We start from the raw sequence: 13,554 nt of genomic DNA, 5'->3' as shown, positions 1-13,554 counted from the left end.
CTACCCATAATCTGCCAGGATCCTGCAAATGCATCAACAACTTTCCGCTTTAAACCCTTGCTGCACGGGGCTCTTCGAATTTTTCAGACCCGACTATCTATTCTCGCCTCGGGTCGGTCACCACAAGGTTGAGCCGGCGAGCTTCGCTCTCTCCGCCTCGACAAGGTCCACTAGAACCAATACGGAATCCAGCAATTCTTTATGGTCGTGTGCGGACGAATATTCAAGCACCCTCAGATTATAGTTGTTTGAAAGTAGTCTTTTATATTCGTTGGATATCTTTCCCGAAAGAGCGACATACTGGGGCGGCGCCGCTCCGAACGAACGCGCATATTGCTCCAGAACCAACGCCAGATCAGGATCGTTCATCCCACACCCAACAAACAGAAAGGTGTGAGTCAGCACAAGCGCATCAATAGCCTTATAAAAATTAGCGTTTTTATTTCTAATGTCAGCATAATCTTCGCGCGTAAAAATCAATCTATCAGGGGTGTCAATGCATCCATGTATCTTCAAGATTAACCGTTGATTTCCGCCACCCCTCAATACTCGCGGAATATCGTCATCGTAATATTTCTTTATTTTTAATAAATTGTGACTTTGCGCTGCCGCATAATTATCAAATATTTTATCAAAATTTGGAGTAAGAACGATCGATGAGTCCAGTGAGAATACCGCCTCATGAAGCTTATTGGGAAGAAATTGTGGATTTAAAAACTGTTGCTCTACAAAAGGCACCCAATCGTGGTCCATTTTGTATTTTATAAGCTGGCAACAACTGAGATAATCCCCGTTTTTTAAGAGTTTTTTCATTTCGGTCTTGCTTCCCGTACAGCGCATAATCCCTGCCTCCAAGAACCCCTTCCATGAAGGCGGCCTTTGGCCTGCCGCATTGACCGATGTCATGGAAGCGCCTGCTCCTAGAAACAAAACCGAACGCCGTCTCGCAATCGCAGACACTAGATCTTCAGGCCAAGAAATCATTCAAGACCCCAATGTTGTGATCAAAATTCACAGCAATGCCTGAAAACAAATCCAATGATTCTTTGACTTTAATGAAATGCGCGCCTACGATTCCATCTGCCTTTTTAAGTTCAAACACCGGTTTACGGCTGTTTTGTGACATGGGGATCAAGCTATGCAGATTCGGGATTGATCCTAGCTGGTAGTCAAGACCAGCGGGCTCGGTCTGGTCTTTCATCAATGTCTTCTCGATCGCTTGCGGTACTTCCGACATGATCTTTTCGTAAGCTTTGACTGCCCTGCGTTCGCCCGAAGCATCTCGCTTTGCCGTATATTGCTGATTTACGTAACCGAGAAGACGTAGCCGGAAGTTCAGATCGGCAATTTCAGTTTCCGCTGCGTCGGGGAGTGCCTTGATTTGCAACTCTAATCGCCGCTTCCAATCTCTCAGCCATGTCGAAATATTTTCGGTCGCACGTATACTGAAAATATCCATCGATAATGGCAAAACAAAATAATCACATGCGATCAGCACTGCTCGATTAATTGAACCTAGCGACGGACCCATATCGAAAAAAACATAATCATAATCTCCGCATTTGCTGAGAAATTCCCGAAACATGTAGGTGGTCCGGATACCTCGTACACCACCAGAATTCCAGTCTGACGCAAGCGTATCTTCAATCAGCGCAAGACGCGGATCGCCCAACAACACGTCCACTTTGAATGCCGAGGATTCTCTGAATTCGTTTGCTGTGGAAAACCCTTTGCCCTGCGAGAGAGGGCGAGCCATCGAATAAATCGTGAATGCCGATTTCTTATCGTAAATTTCCTTTAAAACGCTGTCCTTAAACATATATTGGGTAGCGTTCGTTTGCGGATCGGCATCCACGATCAGGATCTTCTTCCCCTCATGAATTGCCAAGTACGCGGCCAAGTTGCAAGTCAGGGTCGTTTTGCCAACGCCACCCTTATTAGTAAAAAAAGCAATTGATTTCATAGGCTTGGCTTCGTGGTTTGACAGCGATGGCGTGATTCTAGCCGACAGTTCTCATTTGTCGGCGGATTTGCGAGGGTTTCCGACGCTCATCGGCCGGTTCCGGTCGCGTGCGCCAGAGAACACGTAACGCCCGGAGCCGGTGAGCGCGTGCAGCTCTCGCAGGATCGCAACGGCCTGCGTTGAGAGCGGGACGAGGTGCGGCGTGTCTGTCTTGCTCACGAGATAGCGCCATTCGTCCTTGTCGAGGTCAAAATGCTCCCATTCCGCCTTGCGCAGCTCGCCGGGCCGGACAAACAGCATCGGCGCGAGCTGGAGTGCGCAGAGCACGGGAAACGTGCCGCTGAAGCCATCGAATGCGCGCAGCATTTCGCCCACCTTGGCGGGCTCTGTGATGGATGCGAAGTGCGTCGTCTAGGATGGTGGTATCGCGCCGAGCAGGTCGCGCGCCGGATCGGCCTTGCACAGACCTTCCTTGATTCCGTAGCGGAACACGCGGCTGATTTCGCCGCGCAAGCGGTGCGCCGTGAAGCGCGCGCCGCGGCTGTCCACGCGCTTGAGCACGTCCAGGATTTCTGGCGCCTCAATTTCGGCAACCGGGCGAGTGCCGAGCCACGGGAAGGCGTCGTTCTTGAAGCGCGCCAGCGTCTTGTCATACTGCGCGGGCTCGACATAGGGGCGGCGTTCGTCCATCCACGCCAAGGCGACGGCTTCGAACGTGTTGATCGCCGCCAGGCGGGCAGCGCGCTTGCCCGCCTTCTTCGCCTCGCCGGGATCGATGCCGGCTGCCAGCTTCTCTTGCGCCTCGTCGCGCTACTTGCGAGCCGCTGCCAGTGGCGCGGCGGGGTAGACGCCGAGCGCCAGCGTCTTGTCCTTCCCGTTGAACCGGTAGTTCATGCGCCAGTACTTCGCGCCGGACTGGGCGATTTGGAGGTACATGCGCCCGCCGTCAGACAGGCGGTTGCCTGTGCCGTCCGGGTTGAAGCGGGCATTCCTGATCTGGGTATCGGTGAGCGGCATGGTGGTATGTCCGGTGGTATCGCTGCGCGAAATGCGGTCGTAACTGGCCCGATGCCACCAAAAATACCACCCGATACCACCGGCTGCCCACGGATCAACCCGGAACACGCAGGAAACAAAAAACCCGCGAAGCCTTGTGCTGTCGCGGGTTTCTGTACTTCGCCGGAACTTGCCGGAATAATCTTTGGTGCCTCGGGCCGGAATCGAACCGGCACTCCTTTCGGAACCGGATTTTGAGTCCGGCGCGTCTACCAATTTCACCACCGAGGCGTACATCGCAAACTCAAGCGCCAACGTACAAGCGCTCGAAGTAGCCGTAGATTATGACGCAAATCGGCGGCTCAGGCAACCATGCGACGCGAGGCCCGTCAAATCGTCCGCGAGAACCGCTCGGGCCGCTGCGTGCCGAGGTAGCGGTCGAACACCATCGCGATATTGCGCACGAACATCCGCCCGGCGGGCAGAATTTCGAGCCGGTTGGTGCCGCGCGCAACGAGGCCGTCGCGCTCGAATTCGCGCAGCCGTTCGAGCTCGACGGCAAAGGCCGCCGGGAAGCGCACGCCGTAAGCCGCTTCGAACTCGTCGTAGCGCAATTCCAGATTGCACATGAGTTCAGTGATGATGTCGCGGCGCAGGCGGTCGTCGGCGGTGAGGCGCACGCCGCGCGAGATGGCAAGCCGTCCCGCGCCGATGGCCGCGCCGTAGCCGGGCAGATCCTTCGCGTTTTGCGCGTAGACGTCGCCGACCTTGCCGATCGACGAGGCGCCGAAGCCGATCAAATCGCAGTCGGCGCGCGTGCTGTAGCCCTGAAAATTGCGGTGCAGCGTGCGCTGCGCCTGTGCGCGCGCGAGTTCGTCGGTGGGCAGCGCGAAATGGTCCATGCCGATATACACGTAGCCCGCCTCGGTCAACTGCTCGACCACGAGCCGCAGCAGCGCGAGGCGCGTGGCCGGCGTGGGCAGCGTGCTTTCGTCCATCTGCCGTTGCATCTTGAACAGATGCGGCATGTGCGCGTAGCCGAAAACCGAGATGCGGTCGGGCGCGAGCAGCAGCATCGTCTCCAGCGTGCGCTGGAAGCTTTTGACGTTCTGGTGCGGCAGGCCGTAAATCAGATCGACGCTGATCGACTCGAAGCCGTTCGCGCGTGCGGCGTTCATCACGTCGACGGTCATTTCGAGCGGCTGGATACGGTTGATCGCCTGCTGCACGACGGGGTCGAAGTCCTGCACGCCGAGGCTCAGTCGGTTGAAGCCGAGCGAGCGCAGATGCGCGACGGTTTGCGCCGAGGCTTCGCGCGGGTCGATCTCGATCGAGTATTCGCCTTCGCTGTCCGGCCGCAGCGCGAAGTGTTCGCGCGTTGCGGCCATGAGCGCGCTCATTTCGTCGAGCGAGAGAAAGGTGGGCGTGCCGCCGCCCCAGTGCAGTTGCGAAACCGGGCGATGGGTGTCGAACAGTGCGGCCTGGAGTTCCAGCTCGCGGATTAGCTGTTGAAGATAGGGCTTCGCGCGGCCGCGGTTTTTCGTCACGACCTTGTTGCAGCCGCAATAGAAACAGACGGTGTCGCAAAACGGGATGTGGAAGTACAGCGAGAGATCGGTGTCGCTTGCGCCGGGATCGGCGGCGGCGCGGCGGTAGTCGCCGGGATCGAAGTCGTCGCGGAACTGAAGGGCGGTGGGGTAGGACGTGTAGCGCGGGCCGTTGGCGCCGTATTTGGCGAGCAGGTCGGGGCGAAAGAGCAGGTCGGCGTCGCTCATGCAGGGCTCTCGTGGAAGGGCGGCGCGTGGGCGGGCGGCATCCGGCGCGGCGGGAGCCCGCGCACCGGTGTGCTTGTCCTACAGCACCAGATGGTCAAAGTGTAAGAGCGTGTCGGAAGAAGCGATTGTGTAAAAAGGTCGCATGTGGGCAATGGCACAATGCGTCTGGTCGTCTGGTTTGCCGCCGCGCTCGCCGCGTTCCGGCATTCACGTTTTGCCAGATTTAGCCCGCGTTTCAGGAAGCCGAAGTGAGTACTGTTTCTCCCCCCGATTCTCAGCCCGATGTCACAGCTCATGCGTGTCGCCCCGGTTGCGGCGCGTGCTGCATCGCGCCGTCCATCACGAGTCCGATTCCCGGCATGCCTGAGGGCAAGCCGGCCGGCGTGCGCTGCGTGCAGCTCGGCGAAGACCTGCGCTGCATGATCTTTGGCTTGCCGTCGCGGCCGGCGTGCTGCTCGGGGTTGCAGCCGCAGGCGGAGATGTGCGGCACTTCGCGCGGGGAAGCGATTGCTTGGCTCACGCGGCTCGAAGCGCAAACCCAGCCGCAAGGCGCGCGCTAACCACGCCGCACAACGCGCCCGCGCCGCTTTGCGCCAGAATATCGGCGCTCAGACTTGGCTACATTCGGCCTCACCTGGCTTCACCCGGCCAAACAAGGAGATTTCGCATGATCCAGAACGCAACGCGCGTTTCCCGGCGCGCCTTCCTGCTCGCAGCCTGCGCGGCGGCGGGTACGGCGATGTCGCTGGGCGCGTGTGCGACGGGGATTTTCCCGTTCATCCCCGATCACTACACGTTTTCGCAGCAGCAAGTGCAGGACGCGGTGCAGCGCAAGTTTCCGTATCACCGGTCCATGCAGCAGATCTTCGATGTTTCGCTCACCAACCCCGTGGTGACGTTGCAGCCCGATCGCAACCGCGTAGCCGTGCGCCTGGACGCGCACCTCGAAAGCCCGCTGATGCAGCAGCCCGTAAGCGGTGCGTTCACGATTTCCAGCGAGCTCGCCTACGACGGCGCGAGCCATGCCGTCGTGCTCCGCTCGCCCTCGGTCGACGGCGTCGACATGGCCGGCAGCGCGGCCGCCTATGCGCCGCAGGTCAACGCGGTCGCGGCGCTCGTCGCTACCCAGTTGCTCAACAACTATCCCGTCTACACCTTCAAGCCGGAACAACTTCAATTTGCCGGCGTGAATTACGAACCCGGTACAATCACTATCCTTACAAACGGCATACGCGTGCAGATCGTCGAGAAGTAGGCCGGCGAGAAAGCGGCGCGCGTGGTCGTGGTCGGCTGTGTGGCGTGGCGCGCGCCGCACAGCCCACGCGCGTTCTCACGAAAAAAGAGGGATAAAAGGGATGGACTGGATTTTGACCTGCAAGGCCTTGATTCTCGGCATCGTCGAAGGCCTCACGGAGTTTCTGCCCGTTTCGAGCACGGGGCATCTGATCGTCGTGGGCAGCCTGCTTAATTTCGAGGGCGAGTTTGCCAAGACCTTTGACGTGGTGATCCAGTTCGGCGCGATCCTCGCGGTGTGCTGGGAGTTCCGGCGCAAGATCGGCAACGTGATCGTGGGCCTGCCCAGGCGCCCCGACGCGCGGCGCTTTGCGCTCAACGTGATCATCGCGACGATTCCGGCGGTCGTTCTCGGGCTGAGTTTCGAAAAGGCGATCAAGTCGGTGCTGTTCGCGCCGGTGCCCGTGGCGTTCGCGCTCGTGGGCGGTGGTCTCGTCATCCTTTGGGTCGAAAGCCGTATGCGCGCCGCCGCAAAAGGGCGGCCGGTCGCGGAGCAGCGCGGCGCGCGCGTGAACTCGATTGACGAGATCTCGCCGCTCGATGCGTTCAAGGTGGGCTGCGCCCAGTGTTTCGCGCTGATTCCGGGCATGTCGCGCTCCGGCTCGACCATCATCGGCGGCATGCTGTTCGGCCTCGATCGGCGCGTCGCGACCGAGTTCTCGTTTTTCCTCGCGATTCCCGTGATCTTCGGCGCGACCGTCTATGAACTGCACAAGAGCTGGCAAGTGCTCTCCATGGACTGGCTCGGCATTTTCGGAATCGGGTTCGTCGCCGCGTTCGTGAGTGCGTTCGCGTGCGTGCGCTGGCTGCTGCGCTTCGTCGCTTCGCACGACTTCACGGCCTTCGCGTGGTACCGCATCGTGTTCGGTCTCGTGATCCTGCTGCTCGGTTACGGCGGCGGGCTAGGCTGGGACGATTAAAAACACAACGGGCGCCGATGACATCATGGCGCCCGTTTTTCTTGCGGCTGGCGGTTTCAGTCCGCGCGGCGGCGGAACACCAGATCCCACACGCCGTGACCCAGGCGCAGGCCGCGGCGCTCGAACTTCGTGACCGGCCGGTAATCGGGGCGCGGCGCGTAGTCGGCGGCCGTATTTTCCAGTGTGGGTTCCGCGCCGAGCACTTCCAGCATCTGTTCCGCGTAGTTCTGCCAGTCGGTCGCGCAGTGCAGGTACGCGCCCGGCTTCATGCGCGAGACGAGGTGCGCGACGAACTTCGGCTGGATCAGGCGGCGCTTGTGGTGGCGCGCCTTGTGCCACGGGTCCGGGAAGAAGATGTGCACGCCGTCGAGGCTCGCGGGCGCGATCATGTGTTCGAGCACTTCCACCGCATCGTGCTGGATGATGCGGATATTGCTCAGGTTCTGCTCGCCGATCAGCTTGAGCAGCGCGCCAACGCCCGGCTCGTGGACTTCCACGCCGAGGAAGTCGTCCTGCGGGCGCAGCGCGGCGATTTCCGCCGTGCTGGCTCCCATCCCGAATCCGATCTCCAGCACGCGCGGCGCATGGCGTCCGAACACGGTGTCCCAGTCGGCGGCCTCGGGGGTGTACGGCACGACGAAGCGCGGGCCGTATTCGTCGAGCGCGCGGCGCTGGCCGGTCGAGACGCGGCCGGCGCGGGTCACGAAGCTACGGATGCGGCGATGGTGCAGGGCGTCGTCGGCGGTGGCGCCGGATTGTGCGTTCGTATCGGAGGCGGCGTCCGCTGCGTCGGACGGCGTGCAGTCGGGGCGGACTGCGTCGTTGGGATCGTGATTCATCTTCGCGGATGGGTCGTGAGAGCGGCGGATTTCGCGGCTATCGGTAAGGGGGCCGGGCTGCGCCGTAATGCGGGCGCCTGATGCGCCGCTGCGCGCTCGGAGCCTGGCGGCTCCACAGCCGTCGCGCATTATATCAGCGCGGCGCAACGGCTCCGGCGGGGCGCGGGGCGGTCGGCCTGCTGCGTCACGCGGTGTTACCGGGCAGTCAGTGCGGCCGGCTCAGTCAGTCGGCGGAAATGAAAACCCGCATTCGCGTGGGCTGGTTCAGCTCGAACGCATTCACACGACCGGCGCGCACGTCGAGCAGCAGGCGGGTGAGGTCCGCGGCGGCGGCGTTCAGACGCTCGGCGTCGGCGGGCATGCGCTCTTCGGCGTCGGCGAGAAGGGACTTGCGCGATCTCACGATCAAGGCGATCGCGCTCGTCCGGGACATGAAGAATTCTTCCATTGGAGACTGGCGCGCCCGAGGGCGCGCGGCGAGTCATTTTGCGGTAGTCGTGCGGTCGTGCGTAACCCGCCGGCTGACCCGGCAATATGGCGTATCAGTGGATCGGCTGACCGGCTCGCGGCGCGTGCGGGAGAACCCGAGAAGCGCCAGACTGCATTGTGCAACGGAGGAGTTCAGGTCTGCCCGGCGTGTGCCGGTGAAGCGTGCAGGGGCGGCCCGGGAAGGGCGCTCGACGCCTCGAAGAGAGGTCGGTAAGCCGACGTGGAGCGGGCGATGGGAATCGAACCCACGTCTCCAGCTTGGGAAGCTGGGGTAATGGCCATTATACGACGCCCGCAGAGCGCGCCATTTTACGCGGTTTTCACGCGTTTGCGCAATGACGCAACCGTATCTGATGGCGCAAGGCGCGCCGTCAGATACGCAAACCGGTAAGCACCGGGGTTCCGTTCAGATCCCGAAGAGCGTGAGCGAAACGGCTGCGCGCGTAACCACCATCAGCAGCACCTGCACGATCACGAACAGCAGGATAGGCGAGAGGTCGAGCCCGCCCAGGTTCGGCAGGATGCGGCGCAGCGGGTTCAGGAACGGCGCCGTCAACTGGAACAGCACGGGCATTGCCGCCGAGCGCGGGTTGAGCCACGAGAGCAGCGCCATCAGGATCGTCAGCCAGATCAGCAGGTTGAGCGCCCATTTCACGAGCGTGAGCACGGCTACGATCAGAAGCGTCGGCAAGAGGCCGAACGGGTCGACGCCCGCGATCCACACCATCAGCAGCACATAGACGACGGCCGCGACGAGCGCCGCGACGACGCTGGCCCAGTCGATGCCGCGCACGCCGGGAATGACGTGCCGCAGCGGCAGCACGAGCCAGTTGGTGACCTGCTGGATGGCGTGCGTGACGGGGTTGTACGGCGGCACGCGCACGTACTGCAACCAGGCGCGCAGCAGCAGCGCCGCGCCGAACAGTGTGAAGACCGTATTGAGCAGAAAGCGGGCGATATCGCCGAACATCGGTGTTGTTTCCTTCTTGTGGTAAGTGGCAGCGTGGTTGGCGTGTGGCGGCTTGTCAGGCGAGGTCGCGGTCTATCCGGTCTCGTTGCACCGGGTGCGGTGCGCTCAGACGGACACCTTGATCTCGCTGATCAGAATCGTGCCATTTCCGCCGTCGGTATAGTTTGGAATGTCGTCGAGGAGCGTGTCGGCGTGCGGTTGAAATACGGCGTAGAACGCATCGACCGTCTCGAACAGGAAGTGCCCGGCCGCGACATACGGGGGCGGCGTGCCTGGCGGCCCCGCATTGATGCCGATATCGACGGACCAGCCCCGGAGCGAGTCACCGAACAGCTTCGCCGCAAGCGGCATGTGGTGCGTGCAGTAGTACCCGGTGTCGAAACGCCCGTTCTCGCGATACGGATAGAGGATGCTGACCTTGATCATTGTGCGTTCTCGTCGGTGAGTCCCGTGGGCGCAACATTAACACGGCTTACGGCTTGCCAGTATTCACGATCATTGTGCCGGCGCGCGCCTCGCGCAAAGCGGCGGAGTCGGAGCGGCGCTATTGAAGTGACGGAAAGTGTTGGCTCTCGCGTCAGGGTTTTCCGCGATCCGCTACAGTGCTTCCGACGGACCAGGCGCGCTGCCTTGGAGCGGGTGTTGCGCCGGCGCCGCGCCCGGCGCGCGAAATGTTCGCTTTCGTACCGATGCTGCGCCGACGCTTCGATTACAACTGCCGATGTTGCGCGCGGCACGGTCTCTGCTGAGGCTGCGGAGCAGCCCGCGCCCAACACGCGCATGGCGCAACGGATAGTCCATTGCACATATAAGATGCCAGTGAGGCTATCTCGCAACACCGCAATTGCTGTCGCGGAATCTGAGCACAATACTTTTAATCGTTTCGGTTTCGTTGTTGCAGTCGTGCAATTGGGTTTGTTCCTGTCGGTAGTCCGATTCGGGGAGTTCGCCATGAGCATATTCGCTTACCGAAAGCATCTGAGGTTCCTCACGCCCGTTCAACGCCGCCGCTGGTGGGATCAGAAAAAGCGCCTCTCGCCGCGCGTACGCATCAGCGGCGCTTACGTGCCACCGAACGTCACGCGCGAGTTCACCTACGTAAAGGTCGGATAGCGGAGGACTTCCACGACACGACCGGCTGCGCTCGTGCGGCCGGCCGACTGACTCGACACGATGCCCGGTCTCAGGACCGGGCATCGTCGTTTCCGGGCTTGATCAACCAATTTGTAATCAAACATTACCGGGAAAGTTACACGGAGGCGCGGCTGTGCCGGTAAGAATGACGGGATTGTCGAATGTGTGACGAATTGCGCCTCGACGAGGCGCGCTTGCGGCGCTTTGGGGCCTCTGCCTTGCGGGGCGGGCCTGGCAAGGCGCCTGGCGGCCCGCGAACGGGATTGCAATTCGAAACAAATGGCTACCATTGCGCGTCCCCGTTTTCGATACATTGAATACGTGGGCTGTGCCCGTCATGTGAGCGTCGCCGTCGTTGGCCGCCGCCAGGAGAAGAGAAGTGAAAAAGACCGTTTCGTTCATCGTTGCCGCTGCGCTGGGTGTGGGGTTCGTCAGCGCGGCTCAGGCGCACGTTTCGGTGGGTATCGGCATCGGTATCCCGGTGGCCCCGGCTTATCCGGTTTATGCCGCGCCGGTCTACGCACCGCCGCCCCCGCCCGTCGTCTACGCGCCGCCTCCGGTGGTCTATGCGCCGCCGCCCGCCGTCGTCGTCGGCGGCTACGGTGGCTACTATGGCCGTCCGTACTGGCACCACGGTTACTACGGCCGTGGCTATTACGGTCGCGGCTACTACGGCCACGGTGGTTACTACCGTCATTGAGCGTGCCGGGCGGCATGGGCCGCCCGGGCATCAAGCTTTTCGAACGGCGCAACGCCGGCTCATGCCGCGTTGCGCCGTTTCTTTTTGAGCGCACTTAACGCGTCTAACGCGTCGCACGCACGCGCATTACGTCGCGGCCGCGCCTTGCAGGATCAGGTCGTGATAGCCGTGCACGATCACGCTGTATGAGAACCAGGCGAAGAGCAGCGCCGAGAGGACGTGGCAGGCGCGCAGCAGGCCGGTGCCGGCGCGCTTGCGCCCGTGGCTCGCGAGGCCGCACAGGAACAGGGTCCAGCCGAGCCCGCCCGCGAAGAACCCCAGCAGAAAGAGCGAAGCCGCGCCCGCGCTCGTTGCGCCCGATTTGGCGATCAGCGCGCCGCCGACGGCCGCGAACCACAGAATCGCGCTCGGCGACGAGAGCGCGAGCAGCACGCCGCGCCCGAAGCTGCGCCACGGCTTGGGCAGCGGGGCGGTGCTGTCGGCTTCGCCTTCCACGGGAGGTGCCGTTGCCGGATTGAGCGCTTCGCGCGCCATCTTCCAGGTGAGCATCAGCAGCAGCGCCGAACCGCCGATCCACACGATCCAGCGCACGGCCGAAAACTGCAACAGCGCGGCCATGCCCGCAAGCGCGAGCGCGGCGTAGATGAGGTCGCCCAGGCACGAGCCGAGGCCGAGCCAGAAGCCCGCGCGAAAGCCGTGTGTGAGCGTGAGCGAAATGATGGCGACGTTGACGAGACCGATGTCGAGGCACAGCGAAAGCGACAGAAAAAAGCCGTCGGAAAGCAGGGAGACGTGAGGCATGAAAACGATTTCTTGTTGGTATGGACTGCGCGCCGGCGCCGCCCGCGTGCGAGAGCGCGGGCGATGCGCCGGTCAGTGGTTCAAGTGAATCTCAAACCCCGATGCACAGGTATTTGAGCTCGACATATTCGTCGATGCCGTACTTCGAGCCTTCGCGCCCCAGGCCCGACTGCTTGACGCCGCCGAACGGCGCGACCTCGTTCGAAATGAGCCCGGTGTTGATGCCCACCATGCCGTATTCGAGCGCTTCGGCCACGCGCCAGACGCGGCCAATATCGCGGCTATAGAAGTAGGAGGCGAGGCCGAATTCGGTGTCGTTGGCGAGGCCGATCACCTCGGCTTCGTCGCTGAAGCGGAACACCGCGGCGACCGGTCCGAAGGTTTCCTCACGCGCGATCAGCATGTCGCGCGTGACGTCGGCGAGCACCGTCGGCTCCACGTAGCGGCCCGAGCTGACTTTGCCGCCCGCCACGAGCTTCGCGCCCTGGGCGGTCGCATCGGCAATGTGCTGCGTGACCTTCGCGACGGCCGCGTCGTCGATCAACGGCCCCTGATTCACGCCATCCTCGAAGCCGTTGCCGACCTTGATCTTGCGCGAGGCGGCGGCGAGCTTTTCGACGAAGGCGTCGTAGACCTTCTCGTGCGCGTAGAAGCGGTTCGTGCAGACGCAGGTCTGACCCGCGTTGCGGTATTTCGAGATCATCGCGCCTTCCACGGCGGCGTCGAGATCGGCGTCGTCGAACACGATGAAGGGCGCGTGGCCGCCCAACTCCAGCGCAACCTTCTTGACCGTCGGCGCGCACTGCTCCATGAGGATGCGGCCCACCGGCGTCGAGCCCGTGAACGACAGATGGCGCACCACGTCGCTCTCGCACAGCGCTTTGCCAATCGCGATGGAGTTCGCCGAGTCGGCCGTGACCACGTTGAACACGCCCTTGGGCACGCCCGCGCGCTGGGCGAGTTCGGCGAGCGCGAGCGCCGATAGCGGCGTTTGCTCGGCCGGCTTCACGACGATCGTGCAACCCGCGGCGATGGCGGGCGCGACCTTGCGCGTGATCATCGCGATCGGGAAATTCCAGGGCGTGATGGACGCGCACACGCCGATCGGCTGTTTGAGCACGACGAGCTTGCGGTCGGCGGCCGGGCTCGCGAGCACGTCGCCGTTCACGCGCTTGGCCTCTTCGGCGAACCACTCCAGGAACGATGCGCCGTACAGCACTTCGCCGCGCGCTTCGGCAAGCGGCTTGCCTTGCTCGGCGGTCATGATTGCGGCGAGGTCGTCGGCGTGCTCGATCACGAGGTCGAACCAGCGGCGCAGCACCGCTGCGCGCTCCTTGCCCGTTTTCGCGCGCCACGTGGGCAGCGCGGTGTTCGCGGCGGCGATGGCGCGCTGCGCCTCGTCGGCGCCGAAGTCAGGCACGCGCGCGATCTCGGCGTTGTCGGCGGGGTCGAGCACGGCGAACGTGGCCGCACCGCCGCTCCACTCGCCGTCGATATACGCGCGCGTCTTGAAGAGGGCGGGGTCGTCCAGTTGTGTCAGGCGCTCGGATGCGGACAAGCTCATCTTCGTGTCTCCTCAGGTTCACTGGCATCGCGCCTCGTGCCTGGCACGGGCCGCGATGCGGGAAGCGCGGCGTCGCGAATAGGGCGTCGCGGATGATTCGGCCGGCGCAC

At 62.3% G+C, this 13,554-nt stretch carries 14 protein-coding genes, 2 tRNA genes and 1 pseudogene; 5 read left to right on the top strand and 12 right to left on the bottom strand.

What is annotated here, in order from left to right; all coding sequences use genetic code 11:
• Positions 1–117: 117 nt before the first annotated feature.
• The 5 genes and pseudogenes from C7401_RS11385 to hemN all read right to left on the bottom strand — a co-directional run bounded on the left by C7401_RS11385 (position 118) and on the right by hemN (position 4,734).
• Positions 118–906, bottom strand: coding sequence for an SIR2 family NAD-dependent protein deacylase (locus C7401_RS11385; protein WP_181565547.1), 789 nt, complete (start codon positions 904–906; stop codon positions 118–120).
• A 61-nt stretch (positions 907–967) separates the two neighbouring features.
• Complete coding sequence (locus C7401_RS11380) at positions 968–1,963, bottom strand: ParA family protein (protein WP_112171453.1); 996 nt, start codon at positions 1,961–1,963, stop codon at positions 968–970.
• A 51-nt stretch (positions 1,964–2,014) separates the two neighbouring features.
• Positions 2,015–2,980: pseudogene (locus C7401_RS11375) on the bottom strand (tyrosine-type recombinase/integrase).
• Between the two features lie 185 nt (positions 2,981–3,165).
• Positions 3,166–3,250, bottom strand: a tRNA-Leu gene (locus C7401_RS11370).
• Between the two features lie 98 nt (positions 3,251–3,348).
• On the bottom strand, positions 3,349–4,734 hold the full coding sequence (hemN, locus tag C7401_RS11365) for an oxygen-independent coproporphyrinogen III oxidase (protein WP_112171452.1): 1,386 nt from the start codon (positions 4,732–4,734) through the stop codon (positions 3,349–3,351).
• A 248-nt stretch (positions 4,735–4,982) separates the two neighbouring features.
• Here hemN and C7401_RS11360 point away from each other — a divergent pair, with 248 nt between their 5' ends.
• From C7401_RS11360 to C7401_RS11350, 3 genes are all read left to right on the top strand, one after another.
• Positions 4,983–5,294: a YkgJ family cysteine cluster protein gene (locus C7401_RS11360; RefSeq protein WP_112171451.1), complete on the top strand. Its 312-nt coding sequence runs from the start codon at positions 4,983–4,985 to the stop codon at positions 5,292–5,294.
• Positions 5,295–5,401: 107 nt separating this feature from the next.
• Entirely contained in the window at positions 5,402–5,989 is a 588-nt protein-coding gene (locus tag C7401_RS11355; protein ID WP_112171450.1) for a DUF1439 domain-containing protein, read from the top strand.
• 100 nt (positions 5,990–6,089) lie between these two features.
• On the top strand, positions 6,090–6,947 hold the full coding sequence (locus tag C7401_RS11350; RefSeq protein ID WP_112171449.1) for an undecaprenyl-diphosphate phosphatase: 858 nt from the start codon (positions 6,090–6,092) through the stop codon (positions 6,945–6,947).
• 56 nt (positions 6,948–7,003) lie between these two features.
• On the opposite strand, the gene trmB is transcribed toward C7401_RS11350, so the two are convergent.
• The 5 genes from trmB to C7401_RS11325 all read right to left on the bottom strand — a co-directional run bounded on the left by trmB (position 7,004) and on the right by C7401_RS11325 (position 9,671).
• Positions 7,004–7,786, bottom strand: coding sequence for a tRNA (guanosine(46)-N7)-methyltransferase TrmB (gene trmB, locus C7401_RS11345; RefSeq protein ID WP_112171448.1), 783 nt, complete (start codon positions 7,784–7,786; stop codon positions 7,004–7,006).
• 223 nt (positions 7,787–8,009) lie between these two features.
• On the bottom strand, positions 8,010–8,219 hold the full coding sequence (locus C7401_RS11340; RefSeq protein ID WP_133254495.1) for a hypothetical protein: 210 nt from the start codon (positions 8,217–8,219) through the stop codon (positions 8,010–8,012).
• A gap of 277 nt (positions 8,220–8,496) precedes the next feature.
• A tRNA-Gly gene (locus tag C7401_RS11335) sits at positions 8,497–8,571 on the bottom strand.
• A 110-nt stretch (positions 8,572–8,681) separates the two neighbouring features.
• A complete protein-coding gene (locus C7401_RS11330) occupies positions 8,682–9,245 on the bottom strand; it encodes a YggT family protein (protein ID WP_112171446.1) in 564 nt (187 codons plus the stop codon).
• Positions 9,246–9,350: 105 nt separating this feature from the next.
• Entirely contained in the window at positions 9,351–9,671 is a 321-nt protein-coding gene (locus C7401_RS11325) for an EthD family reductase (RefSeq protein WP_112171445.1), read from the bottom strand.
• A gap of 525 nt (positions 9,672–10,196) precedes the next feature.
• On the opposite strand from C7401_RS11325, the gene C7401_RS44930 reads away from it, so the two are divergent.
• Both C7401_RS44930 and C7401_RS11315 read left to right on the top strand, forming a co-directional pair.
• Entirely contained in the window at positions 10,197–10,358 is a 162-nt protein-coding gene (locus C7401_RS44930) for a hypothetical protein (protein WP_165841897.1), read from the top strand.
• A gap of 400 nt (positions 10,359–10,758) precedes the next feature.
• On the top strand, positions 10,759–11,079 hold the full coding sequence (locus C7401_RS11315) for a hypothetical protein (protein WP_112171443.1): 321 nt from the start codon (positions 10,759–10,761) through the stop codon (positions 11,077–11,079).
• Positions 11,080–11,205: 126 nt separating this feature from the next.
• On the opposite strand, the gene C7401_RS11310 is transcribed toward C7401_RS11315, so the two are convergent.
• Both C7401_RS11310 and C7401_RS11305 read right to left on the bottom strand, forming a co-directional pair.
• The gene (locus C7401_RS11310) at positions 11,206–11,880 is read right to left on the bottom strand and encodes a LysE family translocator (RefSeq protein ID WP_112171442.1); all 675 of its coding nucleotides are present in this window, start codon (positions 11,878–11,880) and stop codon (positions 11,206–11,208) included.
• Between the two features lie 91 nt (positions 11,881–11,971).
• A complete protein-coding gene (locus C7401_RS11305) occupies positions 11,972–13,444 on the bottom strand; it encodes an NAD-dependent succinate-semialdehyde dehydrogenase (RefSeq protein WP_112171441.1) in 1,473 nt (490 codons plus the stop codon).
• Positions 13,445–13,554 lie beyond the last annotated feature (110 nt).

Origin of the sequence: Paraburkholderia unamae, from assembly GCF_003268775.1 — a bacterium.
Lineage (GTDB): Bacteria > Pseudomonadota > Gammaproteobacteria > Burkholderiales > Burkholderiaceae > Paraburkholderia > Paraburkholderia unamae.
Note: the sequence above shows the minus strand (reverse complement) of the source record. Positions and strands in the feature narration are given on the sequence as shown.

Bases quoted from the DNA above. Each gene is read 5' to 3' on its own strand.
- C7401_RS11385 (WP_181565547.1), bottom strand. From the start codon at position 906: ATGACATCGGTCAATGCGGCAGGCCAAAGGCCGCCTTCATGGAAGGGG.
- C7401_RS11380 (WP_112171453.1), bottom strand. From the start codon at position 1,963: ATGAAATCAATTGCTTTTTTTACTAATAAGGGTGGCGTTGGCAAAACG.
- hemN (WP_112171452.1), bottom strand. From the start codon at position 4,734: ATGAGCGACGCCGACCTGCTCTTTCGCCCCGACCTGCTCGCCAAATAC.
- C7401_RS11355 (WP_112171450.1), top strand. From the start codon at position 5,402: ATGATCCAGAACGCAACGCGCGTTTCCCGGCGCGCCTTCCTGCTCGCA.
- C7401_RS11350 (WP_112171449.1), top strand. From the start codon at position 6,090: ATGGACTGGATTTTGACCTGCAAGGCCTTGATTCTCGGCATCGTCGAA.
- trmB (WP_112171448.1), bottom strand. From the start codon at position 7,786: ATGAATCACGATCCCAACGACGCAGTCCGCCCCGACTGCACGCCGTCC.
- C7401_RS11340 (WP_133254495.1), bottom strand. From the start codon at position 8,219: ATGTCCCGGACGAGCGCGATCGCCTTGATCGTGAGATCGCGCAAGTCC.
- C7401_RS11330 (WP_112171446.1), bottom strand. From the start codon at position 9,245: ATGTTCGGCGATATCGCCCGCTTTCTGCTCAATACGGTCTTCACACTG.
- C7401_RS11325 (WP_112171445.1), bottom strand. From the start codon at position 9,671: ATGATCAAGGTCAGCATCCTCTATCCGTATCGCGAGAACGGGCGTTTC.
- C7401_RS44930 (WP_165841897.1), top strand. From the start codon at position 10,197: ATGAGCATATTCGCTTACCGAAAGCATCTGAGGTTCCTCACGCCCGTT.
- C7401_RS11310 (WP_112171442.1), bottom strand. From the start codon at position 11,880: ATGCCTCACGTCTCCCTGCTTTCCGACGGCTTTTTTCTGTCGCTTTCG.
- C7401_RS11305 (WP_112171441.1), bottom strand. From the start codon at position 13,444: ATGAGCTTGTCCGCATCCGAGCGCCTGACACAACTGGACGACCCCGCC.